Below are 23572 nucleotides of genomic sequence, written 5' to 3'. Positions count from 1 at the left end.
TGTGACGATCACCGCGTATTCATCAGGTTTTATGTCAAGAAGGCGAAAAACCGCCTCAACTCTCCTGCAATAATATCGTCCACTTCGGGGAAACTTTCCTTATTGGCAAAAAACCGCCTTAATACAGTCTGTTTTATGAAAATAGAAATATAGATACAAGTTTTTGTTGATTACCAGAGCGCTTTGTTTTATAAATTTCTATACCAAAGCATTAAATAAATTAAGGGGGTATGAAATGAGAAAAGCATTCTATGTTTCTATGTGTTTTATGTTCATCCTTGGTCTTTTTGGCTTATTTTCACCGGCATTTTCGGCTGATACGATAAAGGTAGGCATAGTAGACACTTATTCTGGGCCCGCGACAACCTATACACAGGATGTGCTCGACGGTTTTGTGCTTGCCGTTAATAAGATAAACGCCAAAGGCGGCGTGCTCGGGAAGAAGATAGAATATGCCACACGTGACGAGAAGTTTAAACCGGACATCGGTTTGGCAATGGCCAAAGAGCTTGTCATGAAAGAAAAGGTGGATATTCTCGTGGGGACAATAAACAGCGGTACAGCTCTGGCGGTCTCTGATTTTGCAAGAAAAGAGAAGATACCTTTTTTCGTCACTTACGCGAAAAGCGAAAAAATCATCGGTGAGGCAGGACATCGCTACGTATTTAACATGAACGAAAATACAGAGATGGCGGGCCGGGCAGCAGCAGTTGCCCTTGCGAAAAAACCCTTTGTAAAATACTGGATTTGCGGCGATGATTACGAATATGGACATGCTATTGCAGATGCTGTCTGGAACAATCTGCAGAAACTGAATCCAAAAGTACAGTTGATAGGGAAATCATGGTGGAAATTAGGAGAAGCCGATTTTACCCCTTATATTACACAGATTATGGGGGCTAAGCCCGACTTTATCATCGTTGCAACCGGCGGCTCCAGTATGGTTAATTTCCAGAAGGCAGCAAAGGCAACCGGATTAAGCCAGAAGATACCCTTCTATCAACATACGGCCACAGAACTCGGAACCCTTCTGTCCCAGGGCAAGGAAGCGCCTGAGGGTGTTTATGGAACTTCCCACTATCTTTTCTACTTCCCTGAATCACCTGCGAACAAGGCTTTTGCTGAAGAATTTATGAAAACCTACAAAAGATACCCGAAATCAAGCGCCTTTGTTGGATACATGACTGCCCAGTTTATTGCAGAGGGTTTTAAAAAGGCAGGGAAGATAGACAATGAGGCATTGATAAAGGCTCTTGAAGGTTTAAAGCTTGACAGTCCGATCGGACCCTTATCAATAAGGGCATGTGATCATCAGCTTGAGCTCCCGACATATTTTGGTGTGACAAAGAAGGACCCGAAATACGATTTTCTTGTATCCGGGAATAATCAGATAGTGTCTCCAAATGATTATATGCCTACATGCGAGGAGGTTCTGAAGCTTCGCAAGAAATAAATTCCTACCCGCAAGCTCTCAACAGCTTGCGGGTGTTCCAGTAATAGAAATAGCGGGGGTAGTGATTGGATTTCATATATGCCGTAGTACCGCCTCAGGTCTTAAATCAGATATTTGTTGGTTTAAGCAGGACGACGATCCTTTTCATCGTTTCTTCCGGCATGAGCCTTATTCTGGGCGTGCTCAGGATACCCAATGTTGCCCACGGATCTCTTTACATGATAGGCGCCTTTATGTCTTTTACGATTGCAAAGGTTTTCGGTGGCGGAGCCACAGGGTTCTGGATGGCCCTTGTTTTGGTTCCTGTGGCGGTTGCAGTATTGAGTCTTATCGTGGAACGCGGTCTTTTCCAGTTTCTTTACGAGCGGGAGCATCTGATGCTCCTTTTGCTCACTTTTGCTTGTTCCCTTGTTTTTGGCGATCTTGTTAAACTCGTGTGGGGTGCTGAGTATAAATCTGTGCCGGTGCCCCATATGTTTCAGGGGTTTGTACCGCTCTTCGGGGGCATACCCTTCCCACTGTACAACATGTTCCTTCTGATTGTCGGCCCTGTTGTTGCGGTTATACTCTGGCTGATAGTGAATAAGACGAAAATAGGCAAGATTGCACGAGCAGCCGCAGTAGACAGGGAAATGGTCGGGGCAGTGGGCATCAATGTCAGCTGGGTCTTCGCTGTTGTGTTCATGATAGGTTGTCTTCTGGCAGGCCTGGGCGGAGCCCTTGTTGCACCGACAGTGAGCGTAACGTTAGGCATGGATCATACGCTCATTATGGAGGCGTTCCTCATCGTTATTATTGGCGGACTGGGCAATATCTGGGGCGCCCTCCTGGGCGCACTTATTTTTGGTCTATCACAGTCTCTCGGTATCCTTATCTGGCCACAATTCGGCATTATATTTCCCTATCTTGCAGTAATTATTGTATTATTGTTCAGGCCCACAGGGCTTCTCAAGTCAACATGGTGACAAGGAGCTGGTTATGATAAAAGACATGTTGGGAGGAAGGAGCCGCATTGCCGGCATCGTGCTTCTCGTTTTTCTTTTTTTCCTCCCATTAATTATGCCCCGGTTTTATGTGTATATGGCATCCATTATCCTCCTTACAGGATTGCTTGCAACGAGCCTTAACTTCGTTCTTGGCTACGGAGGGGTATTCCAGTTTCACCATTGTGTTTTTTACGGGGCCGGTGCTTACGGGACGGCACTCATGTTAACAAAAGGAGGATTTCCTCTCTGGATCAGCTTCATTGTCGGTCCATTCGTATCTGCCTTATTGGGTCTGATTATGGGAATTATCTGCGTAAGGCTCTCAAAACTCTATTTCGGGATGCTCCAGATCTCTCTCGGATCTCTCGTATGGGTTATTGTTTACCGCTGGTATTCTTTTACCGGAGGCGATGACGGGATACACGGGATCACTATGCCGGATATAATTTCATCCTACGGTAATGCATACTATTTTACCCTTGTTGTTACCCTTCTGTGCCTTTTTGTTATGTACAGAATGATAAAATCACCCTTTGGCAGTGCTCTCCAGGGTATCAGGGACAATCCCATAAGAAGCGAGATGATCGGGATTAATGTAAGGCGCCACCAGGTGATGGCGCTTACCATAGCGGGTTTCTTTGCAGGGGTAGCGGGTGCACTTTTTGTTGTTGTAGATAATACGGTATTCCCTGACATGCTTTTCTGGACACTGTCCCTTGAAGCAGTTATCATGTGTCTGCTCGGCGGCTGGTTTACCTTCCTGGGCCCTATGCTCGGCGCTGCCATCATTATTGCACTGAGAACATTTGTGAGTACATACACCGTTTATTGGGCCCTTGTGCTCGGCATAATTATGGTGTTTGCGATCTTCTATCTTCCCACGGGGGTTCTTGGATATATTGAAGAAAAAATGAATAAAAAAATGATTGAACCTGTGATTAAGGAGTAGCCGGTGCTGGAAGTCAAGGCATTAATAAAGACATTTGATGGATTTAAGGCAGTCAGTAATGCAAATCTTCATGTAAAAAAGGGCGAGATTGTCGCAGTGATCGGCCCGAACGGCGCCGGCAAGACGACCCTTTTTAACCTTATTACCGGAATCCTGAAGCCTGACAGCGGACAGGTTATTTTTAAAGGCGAAGACATTACAGGACTTCCCCCTTATGAAATTTGCAGAAAGCACATAGCACGTTCATTTCAGGTAGTAAATGTATTCCAGAGACTAAATGTCTTTGAAAATGTCCAGGTTGCAGTACTGGCCAAGACGAAAAAGACCCACAACTTTTTTACCCCGTCAAAAAAACTGGTTATTAACGAAACAAATGAGATCCTGGAGAACGTAGGGCTTGTCAAAAAGCGGCACCATACAAGCGCTCTACTTTCTCACGGCGACAGGAAAGTCCTTGAGATTGCTATTGCCCTGGGCGGCGACCCGGAGTTTCTGATCCTTGACGAACCTACTGCAGGAATGTCCCCCGAAGAGACAGCGCGTTGCATAGACTTAGTAAGGCACCTATCGGAAAAACTGGGTTTGACAATCCTCTTCTGTGAACATGACATGGAACTTGTATTTGCTATTGCCAACCGGATCATGGTGATGGTGCGAGGCGCAACCATTATACAGGGGTGCTGCGAAGATGTGAGGTGCAATCAGGCGGTTCAGGACGCCTACCTTGGCAGGAGCGACGCGTGCTTAATGTAAAAAAAATCCATACATATTATGGCTTAAGTCATATATTATTCGATGTCAGTCTCACTGTTGCAAAGGGTGAGGCGGTTGGCCTTCTCGGAAGAAACGGTGCAGGGAAGAGCACAACCATGAAGAGCATCATGGGTCTGACGCCGCCCAAAGAAGGCAAAATTCATTTCAATAACGAGAATATTACCGGGGAAAAGCCATATCTTCTCTTCAGGAAGGGCATCGGGTACGTGCCTGACGACAGAAGAGTTTTTGCAGACCTTTCCGTAGATGATAATCTTGAAATTGTTCATCGCCGTACAGAAGGATGGAATAAAAAGAGAATATACGATCTGTTCCCTGCGCTTGGCGAAATACAATCGCGCAGGGCAGGGAACCTAAGCGGCGGGGAGCAACAGATGCTGACTATCGCAAGGGCCCTTATGGGAAGCCCGGAACTCCTCCTTCTTGATGAACCGACAGAAGGGCTGGCGCCCCTGATTGTACGTGACCTTGAAGAGCAGATATTGAAACTCAGAGATGCCGGTATCAGCATTTTACTCTCCGAGCAGAATATTAAATCCGCTCTTAAGATGATCTCAAGAGTTTATGTTATTGATAACGGAAGGATTCGCTTTGAAGGTACCGTTGATGAGCTTGAAACGAACGAAGAGGTAAAAAAGAAATATCTTATGGTATAATAATCTATAACAACCAATAATTGTTCAAAGGATAAATGCTCATGAAAAAAATCAAACCATTTATTTTAGTGTTGATATTTATTTCCGGCTTATGCACAACATTGCTCGCAGCCGACACATTGGAGGAGGTTAAGAAAAAAGGTGTACTTATAGCGGGCGTCAGGGAATTTGCACCGGGGTTTGGTTCCATCGATGAAAAAACCGGAGAGATTGTCGGCTATGATATTGATTTTATCAGGACAATTGCAAATAAGCTTGGCGTGAAGCTCCAACTTCAGCCCGTTAGACCCGAAAACCGCATATTGTATCTCAATAGAGGCGATATTGATATTATAGCCGCAACAATGTCAAAGACTGCAGAGCGTACTGAACAGATTGATTTCAGTTATACATATTTTTTTACCGGCCAAAAGTTTATTGTAAAAAAAGGAACGATGAAGAAACTTGCCGACCTTAACAACAAGAAGATCGGAACGGCAAAGGGTTCTACCTCAGGGCAGAGCGTCAATAAGATGCTTCCAGGGGCAAAGGTCCTGTATTTTGATGATTATCCGCAGGCGCTTCTAGCACTTCGGCAGGACAATATCTTTGCCATAACGACTGATGAGCCGATTTTGGTAAATTTACTCAATGAAATACCGGATAAGGAACGGTTTGAGATTCCCGATATCCGGATCGCTGATGAATTGTATGGATTTGGCATTGGAAAAGGCGAGAAGAAACTCCTTGAATTTGTAAATAAGACTCTCCTTGATATGGAGAAAAATGGCGAGGCAAAGAAGATTTTCAATAAATGGTTCGGACCAAACTCCAAAACACCTATGAAGAGAGGAAGTTTCAAAATTACGGCGGGAAAGTAGTTTATACCAATCCGCCTTGTTCGTGGAGATTTATTCTTTTCGCTCAAAAAATTGTCTGAATTTGTCCTTGAAGCCTCTGTCCGAACCCCCGATATCCTGGGTAAATTCTTGCGAAAGCCCTTCTATCAGGAATTTCTGTTTTTCTGTAAGTGTTGCGGGTATTACAATCTTTAAATAGACAAGTTCATCGCCCTTTCCATACCCGTTAGATTTTGTCACACCGAGCCCTTTCATCCTGAATATTTTTTCCGGCTGTGTTCCGGGAGAAATGTTGATCTTTATGTCCCCTTCGAGGGTGGGTAACAATATATCGCCTCCGAGACACAAAAGCGGGAAGCTTACATCGATACGTACAATAATGTCGTCACCTTGTCTTTCGAATATAGGATGTTCTTTGACATTTAAAACCACATACAGATCACCGGGATGGGTGTCAGCATATCCCTGCATGCCTTCGCCCCTGACCCTTAAACGTGAACCTGTATCAACGCCGGGCGGTATTTTTATCTTCACTTTCTTTTTTGTTTTAATCTGCCCCTTGCCCCTGCATGTTTTACAGGGGTCTTTGATGATATAGCCTTCGCCGTTGCAATACTCGCATGTCCGGTTTATTGTAAAAAAACCATGACTTTGTCTTACCTGTCCTCTTCCCCCGCAATGTCTGCAACCAACCGGCTGATGTCCGGGTTCAATCCTTGAGCCATTACATGACGGACAACGTTCGTTTTTGGGAATCTCAAGTTCCTTCTCAACCCCGAACACAGCTTCTTCAAACTCTATTTCAAGGTTGTACCGAAGGTCATCGCCTTTTTGAGTTCGCTGTCGCTGCCTTGTTGATCCGAAAAAGTCGCTGAAAAGATCATTGAAAACATTGTCAAAATTTCCTCCGAATCCGAAATCAAAAACAGTGCCTGAATCATCTGCCGAACCAAATCTCTCATACCTCAATTTCTTTTCAGGGTTGCTGAGCACCTCATATGCCTCATTAATCTCCTTAAACATGTCCTCAGCCTCTTTGTTGCCCGGGTTCCTGTCGGGATGGTGTTTTAAGGCGAGTTTTCTGTATGCCTTTTTTAGTTCTTCATCTGTGACATTTCTCGAAACACAGAGTATCTCGTAATAATCTTTTTTCATGTATTTCCTTTTTATTATTGTATTTCAGGCTTTTTTGAAATTGTAACCATGGAAGGCCTTATGAGTCTCCCGTTCAGCATATAACCTTTTTGCATTTCCGATACAACTGTGTCGGGCTCGACATTCTCCTTTTCTTCCTGGAAAAAGGCTTCATGAAAGTTAGGGTCAAATTTTTTACCAAGGGCATCAACTCTCTCAACGCCTGCCCTTTCAAGTACCTTCAGGAATTCATTGAAAACAATCTTTACCCCTTCATGAATACCTTGAAAATCTTTGGTTTTGGATGAATGATCAAGAGCCCGCTCAAGATTGTCCAGAACAGGGAGTAATTCTTTTATGAGAACTTCATTGCCGAATTTTAAAGTGTCCTGTTTTTCTTTTATTTTAAGCTTTTTGAAATTATCAAAATCTGCCTGAAGATAGAGTAGTTTTTCCTGAAGTGTTTTGATCACCTCTTCTTTTTCCTGGAGGACGTTATTAAGTTCGTCAACGATCTCGTCCTTTTTCTTCTTTTTTTTAGGCTCTTCGTGTGTCCCTTTATCTTCCCCCGCTTTATGGTTTATATCTTTTTCGTCCTTTTGATCCATTTTGTTCCTCACATGATTTTTAAAATATCTGTAACTGTTTTTGCCGTATAATCAACGATGGGGATAATCTTTGAATAGTTCATCCTTACAGGGCCTATGACTCCAAGAATGCCGTAGCTTTTTCCCCCGATCTTATATGTTGATGTTATAATACTCATATCCCTTAATTCTTTAATGTCGCTCTCATCTCCCATGATGACGTGGATGCCTTCTTCTTTCATGCATTTGTCGAGAAGGTGCAACAGCTTTTCCTTTCTCTCAAGCGCCTTAAAAAGCTCTTTAAGCTTATCCATATCCAGAAATTCCGGAACGCCTATAATCTTTGAAACACCGTCAAGATAGACCTCCCTCTTGTCCTCGCCATCGATAATGGTTTCAAGAGTATCGTTTACCTTTTTGAGGAGTTGATTGAATATTGTCTTATCCTTTTCAATATCCTCAAGTATTCCGTTTTTCAGGGCATAGAAAGGTATGCCACCGAATTTTCCGTTCATATACCCCTTCATTTTGTTAAGGGTATCAGTATCCAGTGTTTCATCTGTTTCAACGAGCCTTGTATGAACAGTACCCGATGAGGTGACAAAGACTGTTAAAACGGTGTTGTTTGTTAATTTTACAAACTCTATTTCTTTAAAAAGCATTGTATTTACACTTGGCTCAACTACAATGCCGGTATGTTTTGATAATGAAGCAAGGGCTCTGGAAGCATCTTCCATTATGCCTTCCACATATGGATATCGGGATCTGAGCATGATGTCAAGGGTATGCAGCGCCCTTTTGCCGGGATAGACCGGAATATCCAGGCTGTCCAGATAATAACGGAACGCCTTATGTGTAGGGATCCTGCCGGCGACAGCATGGGGTTTAAATAAAAGCCCAAGCCTTTCAAGATCTGCCATGGTATTTCTGACCGTAGCAGAACCCCATCTGCCCATGATCGACTTTGCATTTGATATTGTTTTGGAACCTATGGGCTCTGCAGTGTTAATATAACCCTCAATTATTAAAACAAGTACCTTTCTTTCTCTCTCGGTCAGAACTTCCATCATAACCTTCTTATAGAATAGAATAAGTTAATTATATATATCACCTTTGTCAAGAAATGAAATCTATCGGCAAATGCAACCGATACACACATCCCATTTTATTTTTCCTTCATTACCCAGACGCCGTCCCATTCTTTGTCGGGCGGGTGTTTGACAAAATGCTGACAGCGCTCAAGATAAAATCCGGACAGCTTATCGTTTTTGTTTAATGAAAGAGCTTCTCTGAACCTGTCGATGCTGTCTTCCCATCTGCACTCACGGTAACATGTAATGCCCTCATTGTATACTTTAACAACATCTCCCATGTTTTGGAAAGATTCATCATCATGATAATCCATTATGCCATAGACGGTAACAGGTTTCAGCTTTCCTTTAACTCTTATCTTATCTACCTCCCTGTAAGTGTAAGCGTCTTTGAGTTGCCTGAAAGTGAATTCACTGATGAGAATTCTTGTCCCGTAATATTTGGTAGCTCCTTCGAGCCGCGAAGCAAGATTGACCCCGTCGCCTATAACGGTATAGTCCATTCTTTTCAGGCTGCCGATGTTGCCTGCGATAACCTCATCAGTATTAATGCCGATCCCTATGTCAATATCTATCTTGCCCGCTACCGCCCTTTCGTTATTCAATTTCCTCAGAGCCCTTAACATATCGATCGCTGCCTTAACTGAGTGGTCTGCATCGTCGGGGCATGTGAAAGGGGTCCCGAAAACAGCCATAATGGCGTCTCCTATATATTTATCCAGGATGCCTCCATAATTGAAGATAATGTCGACCATCCTTGTGAAGTATTCATTAAGCATGCCCACAGTTTCGTTAGCGCCGAGTTTTTCAGAAATTGTTGTAAAACTCCTTATATCAGAAAAAAGGATTGTTGCAACCTGAGCGTTTCCGCCTAAAATGTTGTCGCCTGTTTCAAGCAGCTTATCTGCAACTTCTTTTGTCATATAGCGCGCCATGGTGCTTTTTACGCGCTTCTCTTTTGTGATGTCTTCCAGTATAAGCATCGATCCTATATGTACTTGCTTGATGTTGACGAGGGGGACGATCATAAGATTTATTGATGCCGGATTGCCATTGGCAAGAAACATCTCTGCGTCCATGGCAAGATAGGGTTTTCCGGTTTTTACGAGGCTATCAATATGTTCTATAATCCACTTATTGTTGTCGGAGAAAAATTCATCAGCAGTTTTATCTATAATATTCGAGGCTTTCGTGTTTAAGATTCTCAGGGCAGCCGAATTACACTTAACAATACGTTTTTCCACATCAAGTGTAATTACCCCGTTGCTTAAGCTTTCAAGCATACTCTCGTTATAATTTTTCATGTTCAGGACATCATCGAAAAGCTTTGCATTTTCTATGGAAATGGATGCCTGTGCAGAAAAGGCCCTGAGACGGTTCTCATCTGTCCTTGTGAAAGGCCCTGTTTTTTTATTCAAAACCTGTACAACACCGAGGGTTTCCCCTGCCTTGTTATTAACAGGCATGCACAGGACTGATCTGGTTGTGTATCCGGTTTTTTTGTCTACCTCTTTATTGAATCTCGGGTCTGCGTAGGCATCAGGTATATTTATTGTTTTGCCTGTAGTGAATACCGAGCCTGCGATGCCGAGGTGGCTTGGAAAACGTATTTCTTTCATTTCAAGACCCTGCGCAACCTGCGACCATAATTCGTTTGTCTTTCCGTCGTGTAAAAAAAGAGTACTTCGGTCTGCATTCAGGATGTCCGTTGTTGTTTCCATTATTTTGATAAGCAATGGTTGTAGATGAAGCTCTGACGAGATTGCCGATGTTATATCAAGTAACTGTTTTTCCTCGGCTTTGGCTTTTTGTACTGCGTCGAAAAGCTGTGCATTCTGGAGGGCAGCAGATGCCTGGGATGTAATGGCCTCTAAAAGAGCCAGATCATCTTCCCAAAAATCCCCGTCATGCTTGTTGAGAAGCTGGATAACACCTATGATCTCATTGTGCTTGGTCTTAATCGGGGCACAAAGGATATTTTTTGTCCTGTAACCGGTTTTCTTGTCTACCTCTTTATTGAATCTCGGATCTGCGTAGGCATCGTTTATAATAATGCCTTCGCCGCTTTTAAAAACAGCACCTGCGATACCAAGATGATTGGGAAATCTGATTTCGTTTTTTAAATTACCCTGAGCGATCCTTGAAAAAAGTTCTTCCGTGTTTTTATCGTTCAGAAAAAGCGTGCCGCGGTCTGTGTTTATTGCCTCGGTAGTAATAGCTATCATCCGGTCAAGAAGGATATCGAGTTCAAGGCTGTCGGAAACTTTTTTCGATACTTCAAGAAGCGCTGTAAGCTTTACAAGCACATCGGTAATTTTCGCAAGGAATCCCTCACGGGTTGAGATGTCAAGGGTGCTCAATATGTTTTGTACATCTGCCTGCTGGAGCCTGCGCTCCAAAAATTTATTTACTATATCAAGGTCTTTTTTCATGAATGAGCCTGTAAAATGTAATTTGAATCTGTTAAAATTATGTAGCTTAACATTATATCTTATTGAAAATAGTGTGTCTATCAATTAAGATAGATATGTGTGGACAAGTCAGCAGCACTATAGTCAGGGAGGCACAGATTATGAAAAAGATTGCAACGAGTATTTCAGGGATTATTTTTCTGGCAGTATCCGGTATGCCTGTTTATAGTGCCAACGAAACAAAGATTAATGTGAAGGATGCCAGGACCATTTTTGAAAGTAAGTGCAGTGTTTGCCACAAGCTTGAAAAAACGACATCAAAAAATAAGACCCCTGCGGAATGGGAAAAGACCGTCATGCGTATGATAAAATCTCGCGGTGCAAAGATCACTGATGAGGAGGCGAAGATCATAAAAGGTTATCTGGCGGAAAATTACGGGAAAAGGCCGTAGGCTTTAAACCAATACTATGGTATAAACAGACCTATTATTGCCAGTATTGCCCATCTGAAAAAGACAATCAGGGGGGTTAGGATGTTGAGCCACAATAGCCCGATAATGATGAACATGCCATAAGGTTCTATGCTTGCGAGCGTGTACTGAAATCTTCTTGATACAAAACCCATAAGGATTTTTGATCCGTCAAGTGGAGGAATGGGGATTAAATTAAAGGATGCAAGCATGATATTGATATTGGCAAAGTTATAAAGCACGGTTGAAAGAGCTCCGAAAGGTGAAGGAGCTAAAATCCGCAGAAGGAGAAGGGAGATAAAAGCAAGGATAATGTTTGCCACAATCCCTGCGGCAGAAACGAATATAAGCCCTTTACGAAAATCACGAAAATTTTCAAAATTTACCGGTACTGGTTTCGCCCATCCAAATCCGAAGACAAAGAGCATCACTGTGCCGATAGGATCAATGTGCCTTATCGGGTTCAGGCTAAGTCTCCCGAGCATTTTTGCAGTGGGATCGCCCATCTTATTGGCTACCCATCCGTGGGCAAGCTCATGAAGGATTATCGAGTACAGCAGGGGTATGGCCAGCAACAAAAAGTAAAAAGGATTTTTAAAGAAGAGGTCAATGAGTCCCATAGGCTATTGCTTATAAGTATCACACAGGCTTAACTTAAATTCAATGCAAACTTTATTCGGGTCAACGCCTTAAATGTATCTCACAACTATGCCTATTTATAAAAAAATTGATTTTTATCAGGGGATGGCACATAATTGAGTCAGGAAGTTCAGACAATAAAGTAAAGAAAAAGGGGGAATAATATAATGACAGCAAATGATGTTATAAAAATCGCCAGAGACAAAAATGTAAGATTCATAAAGCTATGGTTTACAGATATCCTTGGATTTGCAAAAAGCTTCAGCATTACTAAAGCCGAGCTTGAAGGTGCCCTTTCGGAAGGTATGGGTTTTGACGGTTCATCAATCCAGGGATTTGCCCGTATAGATGAGAGTGATATGATTGCCAAACCCGATCCTTCAACCTTCACGATATTACCCTGGAGACCGAAGGACAGTGCAGTTGTGGCAAAGATGTTCTGCGATATCTATGAGCCTGACGGAACACATTATAAGGGAGATCCCAGATATGTGCTGAAGAGAAATCTGAAAATTGCCGAAGATATGGGTTTTACCACCTTCAATGTGGGGCCTGAGCTCGAATATTTCTATTTTAAATCAGATCAGGATACGGAAACGCTGGATAAAGGTGGATATTTCGATCTGACAACCCTTGATGAGGCCACAGACCTCAGGAGAGATACGATCCTCACGCTTGAAGAGATGGGCATAAAGGTCGAATACAGTCACCATGAAGTAGCCCCTTCCCAGCATGAAATTGATCTGAGATATAATGATGCCCTGAAAATGGCGGACAATACCATCACATACAGGATTGTAGTAAAAGAAGTGGCAAGGGAAAACGGGGTATACGCAACCTTCATGCCGAAACCGATGTTCGGAGTAAACGGAAGCGGTATGCACGTACATCAGTCCCTTTTCAAAGGAAAGAAAAACGCCTTTTATGATGCTAAAGATAAGTATTTCCTCTCGAATATTGCAAAACATTATATTGCAGGTATGCTGCGTCATGCGAGAGAGCTTACCCTTGTAACAAGTCAGTGGGTAAATTCATATAAAAGACTTGTTCCTGGATACGAAGCGCCCGTATATATTGCCTGGGCAAGGAGAAACAGGTCAACACTTGTCCGTGTTCCTTTATATAAGCCCGGCAAGGAAAATGCAACGAGGATGGAATACCGAAGCCCTGACCCTGCCTGTAATCCCTACCTTGCCTTTGCATGTATGCTGAGAGCCGGCCTTGAAGGAATTAAAAACAAGTATCCGTTGCCTGCCCCTATTGAAGAGGATGTATATGAAATGTCCGAAGGCAGGAGGAGAGAACTGGGCATAGAGGCTCTACCGGGAAGCCTCTACGAAGCGATTGAAGAGGCGGAAAAGAGCAAGCTTATAAAAGATGCCCTCGGCGACCATGTTTTTGAAAAGCTGATAGAAAACAAAAAAATTGAATGGGATAGGTTCAGAACACATGTTTCAAAGTATGAGGTGGATACCTACCTGCCGATACTTTGACCTTCTGCAAAAAGAGTGAAAATTAAAAGTAAAAGAGGATGAATACATGATAGTTCGTAATTTTAACGATCCGGAAGTATTGGCAACTACTTATGTTGCCCACAGGGGTGCTATGGCGAGGATGGTCATGACAAGCCACTTTCTCCAGAGTATGGAATTCCTTGCCTATGCAATGCTGCCCGCCGGCAACTCTATTGAGGAACACGTTGACGAGGTTGAGGAAATATATCTTGTTGTGAAGGGCAAGGGGATCATGAAGGTAGGAAATGAAGAGAGAGAGGTTAAGGAGTGGGATGCCATCTGGCTGCCTGCGGGTGAACCCCATGGTTTGAAAAATACAGGCGATGAGGAGATGTTAATCATCGTAAATGCCGCATACCCAAGGTAACAATTGCTTATGCAACAGTTTAATCGTGAGCCGTGTTTTTTAAATGCCGCAAGGTATTAAGGAGTGGTGCATATCGTTTCCGACAGATATGTCAGGATGGTCTCCCGTTCATAATCGCTGATCTGTACAAAACTAACTCCATATAAGTAACTCCGTCCTTCTCCCGCGGGAAGATAGATCACCATTCTGCGCTTTACTTCACCGAAAATGGAATTGCCCAATACTCCGCTCGGCAGAATAAACTGCAGTTCCAGTTGATCACCAACATTTATCTCGCTGTCCGATCTCATCAAAGTCCCGCCTCCACTCAGGTTGATCGTATATCCTTTGCAGACCGATGATTCTCTTTTTACCTGGAAAACAACCGGTACCCCCGTAGAAACCCGAGCATATTCACGCCTCTGTAATAATTCGAGTTGAGCCGGGCGCCCGACAGCAAAAAAACCTTCTTTACGTTCCAGTACCTTTTCCTGAAAACTGTAAACACCATCCGGTGCAGTAATTTTGATTTTGACAAGGTGGCCTTTTATCAAAGGACACTCTTGCTCAATTAGAGTAGGCAAGCCGATGTCAATATGCTCATGTTTTGTAGACTGCCTGATATAGCCCGGATAGCTGCCCACTATCCCGCCGCCTCTCGTTAAAATACCAATTTCAACTACAGTCCCTGCTTTAAGTATTCCGGAAACTTCCATGGTGCTGTCGTTCACTCAGATCCTCCTAACAGAAAGCTTAGTTCCATTCATCTGTCTGTGGCTGGGGGAGTTGATATGACATAAGTGTTTCAATATATTTATTAAAACCGTCCTCTTCACCCCTTTCCAGCTTTTCTATCTCCGGAAGGATCTTTTTCATTACCCCCTCATCCTGTACAACGTTTAGAGCGTAATGCCCGAAGGACCCGCGGCGCAATAAAGAGTATGCCTGCTTCTGTTCCTTTGTCAGCGAAAGGTATGTATCAAGCTCATTGAGCATATATTCCTTCTTTTTATCGAGATACCCGTCTATCTGCATAAGGAGGTTCAGGCTGAAATCGCCGCATGAAAAATAACTGTGCATCTCCCGAAGCGTTGCCGTGAGAAGGCGTATCTCTGCCACTATCTCCTCTTCAGTCATGGGCACAAAAATACCCTCTTTAACCATTTTTCTCATCGGCGACTGAGGGTGCATGGCAAAGGTGCGGACCCTTATGAAATCCGGTTCGATGAGGTTCAGCAGCCTTGCTGTTTCCAGGGCATGTTCCTCGCTTAACGTGCGTCCTGCTATGCCGGGCATGATATATTCGGATAACTCGATTCCTGCTTCTTTCACGTGCCTGCCGCCTTCAACGATATCATCAGGCGTAATACCTTTTTTGATCATTTTTAAAACCTTTTCAGAACCGCTTTCCATGCCTGCATGGATTCTTGTTATGCCCCCTTCTCTGAGTTTTATTAAATCCTCTACGCTTTTTCTTCTCAGAGTCGGTGCGCGCGCATAGGATGTAATTCTTTCAATGGAAGGGAACTTCTCACGGAGATACTGAATAATTTCCAGCAATGCTTCCGTCTTCATCAGGAGGCTGTCCGCATCCTGGAGAAATGCAGTCCGGACGGGATAGCCGGCAAATTCCTTGACCATGCTGTCGATATCACTTTTTACCTCTTCCACAGTTCTTCTGGAAAATTTTACACCTTTATAGGCCGGACAGAAAACGCACTGATTCCACGGGCAGTTTCTGGTTACTCTTAAAAGCAGGCTCGAAGCCTCGCTCGGCGGTCTGATAACTCCCTGTTCATACATGATGTGATCTCCTTGAGTTTTTATACATCACAAAATATATATCTTTTTTAAGGAAATTCAAGGGAAAGAAACGGAGGGAGACACCCCCTGGGGGTTATGCACCCGGGGTTCCGTAAAAACTTAAAATGTCTCTACGACCGATGCATGGGTTACTTCCCTGTTCAGGACAGTATTAAGATAAGGTTTCATTTTTCCATTTTAAGGTCTCCATATTTCCACTGCCTCGTATTCACCTTTTTTTACTTCTATAATAGAGACAGGTTTATCAGGAGGCCTCTGCGGGTTCTTAAAAGAAATCTTACCAGTAATCCCCTTGAATCCCCTGGTATCACCTATTGTCTTAATAAGGGCCTTTTTCTCTATGGTACCAGCCTTCCGTATAGATTCCGAAAGGAGCTTTACAGTGTCAAACCCGAGAGCCGCAAATGCGTTTTCAGGCGCATGGCCATATTCCTCCGTATATGCATGGATAAAGTCTTTGACATCTTTGCTTTTTTCTCCCCTGAAGATATGGGTTGTAAAATATACATTGAAGGCAAGCTCTTTTCCCGGGATAGTTACAATAAGGTCCGTATCAAAACCATCACCGCTTATAATAGGGGTATTTATACCCGATTCGCGTATTTGTTTAACAATAAGACCGGCCTCAAATGGAATTGCTGATATGAAAATCGTATCAGGTTGAGGTTTTATTGTCCTGAGGGTTGCAACCAGTTTTGAATAATCTTTTTCGCCTGCATTAAAAAAGGTTTCATGCAGCACCTGCCCCCCAAGCTTTGCGAAATAATCCTTGAAATACCGGGAAAGGGCTTTAGTGAAATCCATCGTGGAATCAGTCCAGACGACCACATTCCTTGCCTTCAGGTTCTTATATGCAAAATCTGCAATAGCATGAGCCTGTGCATCATCGCCGAAAGCTGCCATGAAAAGGCAATCGCCGATCCTTTCCGGGAGATCCGGGAGTGTAGCTCCTGAAGTCACAAAAGGGATGCCCCTGGACTGGAATGCGGGCGCTGCAAGCAGAACGTATGTACTGTCCCCGTATCCTATGCCTGCAGCGATGTCTGTGCCTGCCGCTTTCAAAGAACTGTCAATTGTGTTCCTGGCATCGGTCTTTGTATCAAAAGGAATAATCTCCAGAAATCTGCCTCCGAGCAAACCGCCGCCCCGGTTAATGAGTTTTGCGGCAAGTTTGGCCCCATTTAAAGCAGGTTCATCAATTGAAGACATGCCTCCGGTAATGTTATACAAAGCAGCGATTTTGATGGAATCTGTTTCGGCGCCCCGAGCTTCCAGAGCAGTCAAAACAGCAGAAGCCATCAGTATTAAGGTCAATAATAATCCAATTTTATTCTTCATATTTACCTTCCTGGTTTTTGTGAAAAAGTTTATTGTTGTATTTGAAATATTAGTAAACTTTTTTCTGATTTTCCCTTTGTCGGTCAATGGCATGTTGCAATGTCCATGACCCACAAGTGGGTACCCCGCGCTCTGCTTCGCCTTGCGATCCTCCGACGTACGTTCAGTACGTCTACGGCCTGCAAGACTCACAGCCCATCCGTCTCTGAACATGTCTTCCATGCCATTGCCCAGTCAACACGAATTCACATAAGCCTCTATCATGCATATGTGAATTCGAAAATAAAGAGACAGAGGTCTTTACTTCCAGTGCTTTATTGTTCAATCTCTCTCCTTGTTTCTAATTATTTCCGGCGGATTTCCTCAATTATTTCGGTGAGCATGTAAACTACCCTTATACCCTTATGTCTCATCTCATCGAGTGCGTCCGCGGCAGCGTCGGGAGACACGCCTCGACACAGACCCTCTATGACAGTTGTTTTGTAGTTGGCCGCAAGCAGATCCAAAGATGTTGCCTTCACGCAGTACTCAATAGCAATACCGTAGAGGATGACCTCCTCAACTCCGTTTGCCCGCAGTATGGCATCCATTTCAGTTTTTGTGCCTTTCCCATCCTGAAAGGCCGAATAGTTTTCGACAGACGGGTCTTGCGACATCTTTATGATTGCAAGAAAGAGGTTGTTATCTATAAGTACCCGGGCGTTCTCCGTCCCCTGGATGCAATGGGGCGGCCAGAGAGCCTGCGTTCTTCCATCGATTATTATTGTTTCAAAAGGTCTTTTCCCCGGATGGCTGGTTGCAAAAGATACGTGATCAGGGGGATGCCAATCCTGGGTACCAAAAATAAGGACGCCAAGATCCTTTAACTGCCGTGTAGCCGCCTCGACGCTCTTTACATAACCCTCGTCCGAGCCGGGCACGGAAAGACTGCCTTTTTTCCATTTTGTAAAATCACCCTGCATATCAACGACAATTACGCCATATTTTCCTGACATTCTTTTCCTCCTGATCATTCTTTTACCACGGAAGTTATTGCCCGTCACACCTTAATCGGACAACAACAATGTCGCCCGGAAAGGCGGCCGCTTCGATTGCTTTCAGTATCCACGCCTCAACGGCCTCAGCATTCTTGCCTCCTGCTCCTGCTCCGATCAACGGAAAGGCGATGCTTGTGAAGCCGCATTCTTCTGCGAGCGCCAGGGCATTCTGCACAGAGTCCTGCACAGAACGCCGGGATGCCCGCCAGAGCATATTAATGCCCGCGACGTGGATGATGGCCCTGAATGGTAACCGGCCAGCCGTGGTCCTGACGGCTCCGCCGAGCGGAATCGGCCCTGCTTTCCAAACCTCCTGAAATGGAGCCAGACCGCCTCGCCGTTTGATGGCACCAGATACCCCCTGGGGCAGCAGCAGCCACCATGGGATGATGTTGCGATTCCATGGGTTGACGATGACATCTACCTGCTGATTTAGAAGGTCGCCCTCAACCACGCGACAAGTCACCGCACTTCTCTCCTTCGCGCACCAGCCAGCATGATCAGCGAACAAAGGAGAACAAGAAGTGCAACGAAGATGAGCGGGTACACCCAGAGCGGGAAAATCCACGGGCTAATCGACAGCCCCAGGACGGCCAGCATCGCCGACTCGACGGCAAATGGCAGCGTGGCGACAATGGCTATGGGGCCGTTAGCTCGTGACTGCCGCCATTCTGTGATGAATCCGTAAAAGAACGCCCAGGCAGCTATTATAAAAGCGACGATTGCAAAGATGGTACGCATAACAATTAAGTATACAAAAATATTTCTGTCTTTCATATAAGCTTTTTTCTGATGCTGCAGTGCAGTTTCAGAAAAAAACAGTTGAACTATGCTTCTTCGCAACATATGTGTTTTCAAAGGATTGTGTACAATTCACCTGTACAGCAACTATTCCACCAGAATCAATCCGTATATGTCTCTATCCTGTGAATGATCCCGGACTACCATGATAGGAAGGCCGTTCTCCCTTGCTATCCTGAACACATCGATCCCGCATGACTCCATTGACGGTCTTGCCTTATCGGCATGGAGGCAGGTGCCGGAAACATCGCATTTCTTGCATCTCGTGCAGGGGCCGCTGCCGATTGACAACGTTTTGTAATAGCCGTCAAGGAAAATGGTTCGCTCCAGGTCGATTAAGATTTTATTGAATTCGTCAATATATTTATATCCTTTTTGAATATGGCGGTGCAGGAGGATGCCGTATTTGTAAGAATCGAGTATCTTCCTCATCTCTTCGTATGTAGGTGTGTGGGGAGGACAGCAAAGACTTTTGCCGTACATGGAGCAGCCGAATTGGCAACGCATGCGCACCCAGGGTTCCGTAAAAACTTTAAATGTCTCTATGACAGCTGCATGGGTTACTTCCTTTTTCAGGGCAGTTTTAAGATAAGGTTTCAATTTTTCCATTAAGCACCCCTTTTGGTTTTATCGGGTATTGTAAAAAAATTCATCAAATTGTTTTGTTTCTTGAATATTTTTAGTTCTTTTCTCCTGGTCGGTCAGCGGCATGATTGGGATATTCATCTTCGGCGCTCTGCTTCGACTTGCGATCCTACATCGTACGTTCAGTACGATTACGGCCTGCAAGGCTCACAGCCCATCCGAATCTGAAACATCCCTGCCATGCCGCTGCCCACCCAAGCCTGATTCACATACACGTTTATGTGAATCAGGCGGAAATGAAGAAGGATTTCTTCATTTCCCATACTTCCTGTCCCCCCCTTATTATGAATTGTAAGGGCATATCTTTACTCAACCTTCTTATCAATTTTTCATCAAACTTTTGACAATGATGAACTGGTCAGTGTCGTGGCGCTTCTTATTCAATCTTTGCGCCTCTCTCGGCTAATAGTGCTCTTAGCACAGACCGATGGCAGTGTGCTTCATTTTCGCAGTAGCATCCGACAGAGAAATTACACTGATGGGAAAGGACCGCCAACAGATCAAGTGTTCGGCTGATTTCCGGAGCTGCCATCTCTGCACGGTACTTCTTGGCAAAAGCGGCCCACTGGGCGGGTGTACTTGCCGTTTGTGCAAGCTTTATGGTTTCAGCACTCGGAGCGAGGTTTGGAAACCATACATCGTACCAGTTTTGTGATGCGAACTCGGACTTTGGCACCCCCCTTGGCGGCCGGCGCACAGTTCCGATGCGAGTGCCTTCGCCTTCAATTCGTGCCGTGCCAAGTCTGACGATTCTAACAGCCATTTCTGCCTCCTGAATTATAGTGCCGGGCGAGGGGGGAATAATCATGTTCCTCATTCCTCTGATACCTCGCAGCTCTGCTGCGGGGAGGTTCATTAAGAAGAAAACATACCATTTTCAAAAACCTTCTTCCATACTTCCCTGTACTCCAAATAAAACATATTTCAAACAGTTTCCAAGATTGTATTCAGAGTGAATACCAATAATACTTAATTGTTTAAACCAAAGCCTGTATTTGCTTTATAGAGATTTCACTTTTTGTTCTCACTGTGAGAACAGATGCTATGGAAACTGTGTCCGTAATCGCACCAAATGATTTGAAATTGATATTTTTCATCATCTTCCAACACAAAAGCTGAGCCAGATTTATGGGCGATTGGCTCCAGCGCCTTGTTCGGTTTTCATGTTTCCATACTTATATAGATACCAGCAGGCCACACCGCGGAATGGTTTCCAATGTTCTGCAATGTGTTCTATGCGATCAGTTTCGTTTGGGCTACATCCGTAGATGTTAGAAATAATCCTCCGAAGAGCGAGGTCATGAACGGGAAGAACATCCAGTTTTGCCAATCCAAATAGAAGAAACATGTCAACGGTCCAGTCTCCAATGCCTTTTATTCTTTTAAGCCCCGCACGGATAGTCTCATCGTCTTTCTCGCTAAGATCAGACAACCGTAACTCTCGGTTTTCGATTGCCTTCGCAAGTTCAACGAGACACTCGTACTTCCGGCTGGAAAGTCCAGACTTCAAGATTTTATCTGGTGGCAAAGAAAGAAATGATTTTGGAGTTACTCGACCAGAGGAGAAACAATCACGGAAACGTCGTATTATCGTATCAGCCGCGCTCTTCGACAACTGTTGGCTGATAATGGCATCGGCCAAGAACTCAAAGCCAGAGCGTCTGGGAGTAAGTACATATGTGCCCACAGTATCAATAATTTTGGCTAATACCTTGTCTCTTGTATGGAGTTGGTAGCATACATCGGCAAGATTTTGAGGTTCAGACACAACGGCGCTTTGTTGCTCTTGCTTGAACGAGTATTCCAGATTCCTCTTTTGCCATGACAGAATTGCAGTATGGACACGATTATCACTGTTTGATGCAACATATATACTGAAATCTCTGATGGGGACATGACTAGTCTTCGATAAACTGGTCACTTTAGCGTGTTCGGTCTCCAAGCTTTCAAATAGCGTCTGTTGGGCTTTGCTGTTTCTCGTAGATGTTTCTGCCTTCTTTACATAATCGCCCATCAGTGAAAGACCATTCTCGAACCGCGTCAATATCGTCTTCAAGGCTTCAGGACTGCTATCTACCCCTATCCAGTTACGCTGCATTTCATTGGCTATGGCCAAGGTTGTTCCAGACCCAGCGAAACAGTCAAGAACCAAGTCGCCGGGGTTTGATGATGCACCGATTATGCGGCGAAGAAGATCGGGGTTCTTTTCGGTTGGATATCCCGTTATTCTTATATTTTGGTTGTGCGCGTCCCTGAAGTCCATCCAGATATCTTGGACGCCAACGCCGAGGTGCTCATCAAGATATATCTTCCGTCTCGGATTTTTGTTCTTAGACCAGAATATTTCCCCACAGGCATCCATTTCATCAAGCGTCTTAGGTGTGTATTGCCAGTGCTTCCCAGGAGGAGGCAACATCCCACGCCATGCGCCGCCAGTCGCGCCATTCCTGACCCCAGGTGCGTGTATAGGCACTTTCATGAACAGGCGACCGGTACCAGGTTCGATGTACTGATATTCTTTGGCACTTTCGTTGGACAGCTGTTCAACGGGACGGTTCCAGACATAGTTGGCGGTCTTGGTATAGAAAAGGATGAAGTCAGCAATATTGCCGTAGGCCTTCCGAGTGTAATTTTTTGGATTGCACTTCTTCCTGACAATTAGATTGCGGTAATTAGCGGGGCCAAATATCTCGTCCAAAACCAGCTTCATCTCAAACACCATCTTTTCGTCCAGATGCAGATAGATGGAACCACTGTCTGCCAAAAGCTTATGAAGCAAAAATAGACGTTCTCGTAGGAACTCAACATACTGTCCCCCAACCATAACATCTTCATATGCTTTCTGTTGGCTTCGTGACAAGAATGCACCTTGAGTGGAGAAAGGGGGATCTATATATACAAGCGTTATTTTGCCGCATACTAAGGGGTCAGCGGCGAGAGAAAGGAGAGCATCGAAGTTGTCCCCATAATATAGTCGATTGCGAGACGCTCCGTGGTGGGTTTTTTGGAAGCCCTTTGCCGGAGTAGTTATAATTTCGGCGGCGGACCGCTTGCCTTCATACTCAAGTAGCACTGTATGATAGCTATTGTTTGGGGCCTTGCCCGGTACTCCCGTTGCCATTACTTAGCCCCTTTTGATAAGAGCCAAGGGATTGTTATTCGCTCCGGGAACATCCTGAGGGTCACTACCTTCACTATGCCTTGCCACAGATTCTCAATGTAGGCATAATCGCGCCACATGGAACCCAATAGTAGGCCAGGACCGTCGTTAAGGAATATGACCTTGAGATTCTTTCCCGTTGCCTTTGAATACTGAATAACCTCGTTGGCGCAATCTCGATATTGACCAGTCCTGTCGTCTTCTTGGGCTCCTCCCCTATCAGAATCATACCTCGCAAGACCTACAGCAACAGGTGCCTCTTTGTGAAAAAGAACAAAGTCAACGGGACGATCAGGTTTCGTATAGTCGTCAAACAGTTCACCCATAATGACGTCTTTGCCTGCTCGTTCAGGCCCGATTATCCGTAAGCTAGGAAATTTTTCCCGGATGATTGTAAATAAACGCTCTGTAAGGTCATAGCCTTTCTGTCCCCGGTCCTTATACTCCCACAGTACAGCGCATAGCGCTTCATCCGGCATTGGTCTGGAATTAAAATGCGCCTGCACTTCAGTCACAGTGCGAAAACCTTTGCCAAAACGGTCACATATATTCTTAGCAGCAGATTTCTTCTTTAACATTTCTACGGGTGTTTCAGGGCTGACATATTTGCGGAATACTCTGCAAAGTTGGATTCTCATCCACTGCTGGTTGATGACCGCTATTGATAGGAAAAGATCAGTTGATGAATGGGCGCTTTTCAAAAGCTGTCCAAATGTTATGAGAACTGGTTTGTATAGCTCACAGGCGAGCGGGAGTACGTCAGGATAATATTCACCGGTAGAAAGGGTTATCCACAAATGACCCTCCTCACGGTAATCGGCAAATGATTTTTCAATGCTTTTTTTCATAATCCTCCTCGGCTGTATTCTGAATTATAAGCGCTATTTGCTGCACATTACGTTCACAGGGTTAAAAAAT

25 protein-coding genes and 1 pseudogene are annotated in these 23572 nt (G+C 44.4%); 9 read left to right on the top strand and 17 right to left on the bottom strand.

What is annotated here, in order from left to right; genetic code table 11:
- The first annotated feature begins 235 nt into the window (after nt 1–235).
- The 6 genes from NT010_04140 to NT010_04115 all read left to right on the top strand — a co-directional run bounded on the left by NT010_04140 (nt 236) and on the right by NT010_04115 (nt 5678).
- The gene (locus NT010_04140) at nt 236–1453 is read left to right on the top strand and encodes an ABC transporter substrate-binding protein (GenBank protein ID MCX5805247.1); all 1218 of its coding nucleotides are present in this window, start codon (nt 236–238) and stop codon (nt 1451–1453) included.
- Nucleotides 1454–1518: 65 nt separating this feature from the next.
- The gene (locus tag NT010_04135; protein MCX5805246.1) at nt 1519–2418 is read left to right on the top strand and encodes a branched-chain amino acid ABC transporter permease; all 900 of its coding nucleotides are present in this window, start codon (nt 1519–1521) and stop codon (nt 2416–2418) included.
- A gap of 13 nt (nt 2419–2431) precedes the next feature.
- On the top strand, nt 2432–3388 hold the full coding sequence (locus NT010_04130) for a branched-chain amino acid ABC transporter permease (GenBank protein MCX5805245.1): 957 nt from the start codon (nt 2432–2434) through the stop codon (nt 3386–3388).
- Nucleotides 3389–3391: 3 nt separating this feature from the next.
- Nucleotides 3392–4141 (top strand): ABC transporter ATP-binding protein, encoded by a 750-nt coding sequence (locus NT010_04125; GenBank protein ID MCX5805244.1) that lies wholly within the window; start codon nt 3392–3394, stop codon nt 4139–4141.
- Nucleotides 4129–4818: an ABC transporter ATP-binding protein gene (locus tag NT010_04120; protein ID MCX5805243.1), complete on the top strand. Its 690-nt coding sequence runs from the start codon at nt 4129–4131 to the stop codon at nt 4816–4818. Before NT010_04125 ends, NT010_04120 begins: the two co-directional genes overlap by 13 nt.
- 41 nt (nt 4819–4859) lie before the next feature.
- The gene (locus tag NT010_04115) at nt 4860–5678 is read left to right on the top strand and encodes an ABC transporter substrate-binding protein (GenBank protein MCX5805242.1); all 819 of its coding nucleotides are present in this window, start codon (nt 4860–4862) and stop codon (nt 5676–5678) included.
- Nucleotides 5679–5708: 30 nt separating this feature from the next.
- Here NT010_04115 and dnaJ read toward each other — a convergent pair whose 3' ends face one another.
- The 4 genes from dnaJ to NT010_04095 all read right to left on the bottom strand — a co-directional run bounded on the left by dnaJ (nt 5709) and on the right by NT010_04095 (nt 10901).
- Nucleotides 5709–6812, bottom strand: a complete 1104-nt coding sequence (gene dnaJ / locus NT010_04110; protein ID MCX5805241.1) for a molecular chaperone DnaJ — start codon at nt 6810–6812, stop codon at nt 5709–5711.
- Between the two features lie 14 nt (nt 6813–6826).
- Entirely contained in the window at nt 6827–7399 is a 573-nt protein-coding gene (gene grpE, locus NT010_04105) for a nucleotide exchange factor GrpE (protein ID MCX5805240.1), read from the bottom strand.
- A gap of 8 nt (nt 7400–7407) precedes the next feature.
- The gene (hrcA, locus tag NT010_04100; GenBank protein MCX5805239.1) at nt 7408–8448 is read right to left on the bottom strand and encodes a heat-inducible transcriptional repressor HrcA; all 1041 of its coding nucleotides are present in this window, start codon (nt 8446–8448) and stop codon (nt 7408–7410) included.
- Between the two features lie 95 nt (nt 8449–8543).
- Nucleotides 8544–10901: a GAF domain-containing protein gene (locus tag NT010_04095; protein ID MCX5805238.1), complete on the bottom strand. Its 2358-nt coding sequence runs from the start codon at nt 10899–10901 to the stop codon at nt 8544–8546.
- A gap of 140 nt (nt 10902–11041) precedes the next feature.
- On the opposite strand from NT010_04095, the gene NT010_04090 reads away from it, so the two are divergent.
- Complete coding sequence (locus tag NT010_04090) at nt 11042–11332, top strand: hypothetical protein (protein MCX5805237.1); 291 nt, start codon at nt 11042–11044, stop codon at nt 11330–11332.
- 14 nt (nt 11333–11346) lie between these two features.
- Here NT010_04090 and NT010_04085 read toward each other — a convergent pair whose 3' ends face one another.
- A complete protein-coding gene (locus tag NT010_04085) occupies nt 11347–11970 on the bottom strand; it encodes a site-2 protease family protein (GenBank protein MCX5805236.1) in 624 nt (207 codons plus the stop codon).
- Between the two features lie 186 nt (nt 11971–12156).
- Here NT010_04085 and glnA point away from each other — a divergent pair, with 186 nt between their 5' ends.
- The gene (gene glnA / locus NT010_04080) at nt 12157–13482 is read left to right on the top strand and encodes a type I glutamate--ammonia ligase (GenBank protein ID MCX5805235.1); all 1326 of its coding nucleotides are present in this window, start codon (nt 12157–12159) and stop codon (nt 13480–13482) included.
- A 46-nt stretch (nt 13483–13528) separates the two neighbouring features.
- Complete coding sequence (locus NT010_04075) at nt 13529–13870, top strand: cupin domain-containing protein (protein ID MCX5805234.1); 342 nt, start codon at nt 13529–13531, stop codon at nt 13868–13870.
- 56 nt (nt 13871–13926) lie between these two features.
- On the opposite strand, the gene NT010_04070 is transcribed toward NT010_04075, so the two are convergent.
- From NT010_04070 to NT010_04015, 12 genes and pseudogenes are all read right to left on the bottom strand, one after another.
- Nucleotides 13927–14580, bottom strand: coding sequence for a PilZ domain-containing protein (locus tag NT010_04070; protein ID MCX5805233.1), 654 nt, complete (start codon nt 14578–14580; stop codon nt 13927–13929).
- 22 nt (nt 14581–14602) lie between these two features.
- Nucleotides 14603–15652 (bottom strand): radical SAM protein, encoded by a 1050-nt coding sequence (locus tag NT010_04065; GenBank protein ID MCX5805232.1) that lies wholly within the window; start codon nt 15650–15652, stop codon nt 14603–14605.
- 198 nt (nt 15653–15850) lie between these two features.
- Nucleotides 15851–17011, bottom strand: a complete 1161-nt coding sequence (locus tag NT010_04060; GenBank protein ID MCX5805231.1) for an ABC transporter substrate-binding protein — start codon at nt 17009–17011, stop codon at nt 15851–15853.
- 344 nt (nt 17012–17355) lie between these two features.
- Complete coding sequence (locus tag NT010_04055; protein MCX5805230.1) at nt 17356–18006, bottom strand: isochorismatase family protein; 651 nt, start codon at nt 18004–18006, stop codon at nt 17356–17358.
- 34 nt (nt 18007–18040) lie between these two features.
- On the bottom strand, nt 18041–18514 hold the full coding sequence (locus tag NT010_04050) for a macro domain-containing protein (GenBank protein MCX5805229.1): 474 nt from the start codon (nt 18512–18514) through the stop codon (nt 18041–18043).
- Nucleotides 18511–18825: a hypothetical protein gene (locus NT010_04045; protein ID MCX5805228.1), complete on the bottom strand. Its 315-nt coding sequence runs from the start codon at nt 18823–18825 to the stop codon at nt 18511–18513. Before NT010_04045 ends, NT010_04050 begins: the two co-directional genes overlap by 4 nt.
- Nucleotides 18826–18936: 111 nt before the next feature.
- Complete coding sequence (locus NT010_04040; GenBank protein MCX5805227.1) at nt 18937–19458, bottom strand: DUF2284 domain-containing protein; 522 nt, start codon at nt 19456–19458, stop codon at nt 18937–18939.
- 167 nt (nt 19459–19625) lie between these two features.
- Nucleotides 19626–19757, bottom strand: a complete 132-nt coding sequence (locus tag NT010_04035; GenBank protein MCX5805226.1) for a hypothetical protein — start codon at nt 19755–19757, stop codon at nt 19626–19628.
- A 113-nt stretch (nt 19758–19870) separates the two neighbouring features.
- A complete protein-coding gene (locus NT010_04030) occupies nt 19871–20257 on the bottom strand; it encodes a DUF488 family protein (protein ID MCX5805225.1) in 387 nt (128 codons plus the stop codon).
- A 363-nt stretch (nt 20258–20620) separates the two neighbouring features.
- Complete coding sequence (locus tag NT010_04025) at nt 20621–21181, bottom strand: DNA-3-methyladenine glycosylase 2 family protein (GenBank protein ID MCX5805224.1); 561 nt, start codon at nt 21179–21181, stop codon at nt 20621–20623.
- A gap of 291 nt (nt 21182–21472) precedes the next feature.
- Nucleotides 21473–22615: pseudogene (locus NT010_04020) on the bottom strand (site-specific DNA-methyltransferase).
- A complete protein-coding gene (locus tag NT010_04015) occupies nt 22615–23502 on the bottom strand; it encodes a hypothetical protein (GenBank protein ID MCX5805223.1) in 888 nt (295 codons plus the stop codon). Before NT010_04015 ends, NT010_04020 begins: the two are co-directional and overlap by 1 nt.
- Nucleotides 23503–23572 lie beyond the last annotated feature (70 nt).

This window comes from Pseudomonadota bacterium (assembly GCA_026388275.1).
GTDB lineage: Bacteria > Desulfobacterota > Syntrophorhabdia > Syntrophorhabdales > Syntrophorhabdaceae > JAPLKB01.
This window is presented reverse-complemented; position numbering and strand designations above follow the sequence as displayed.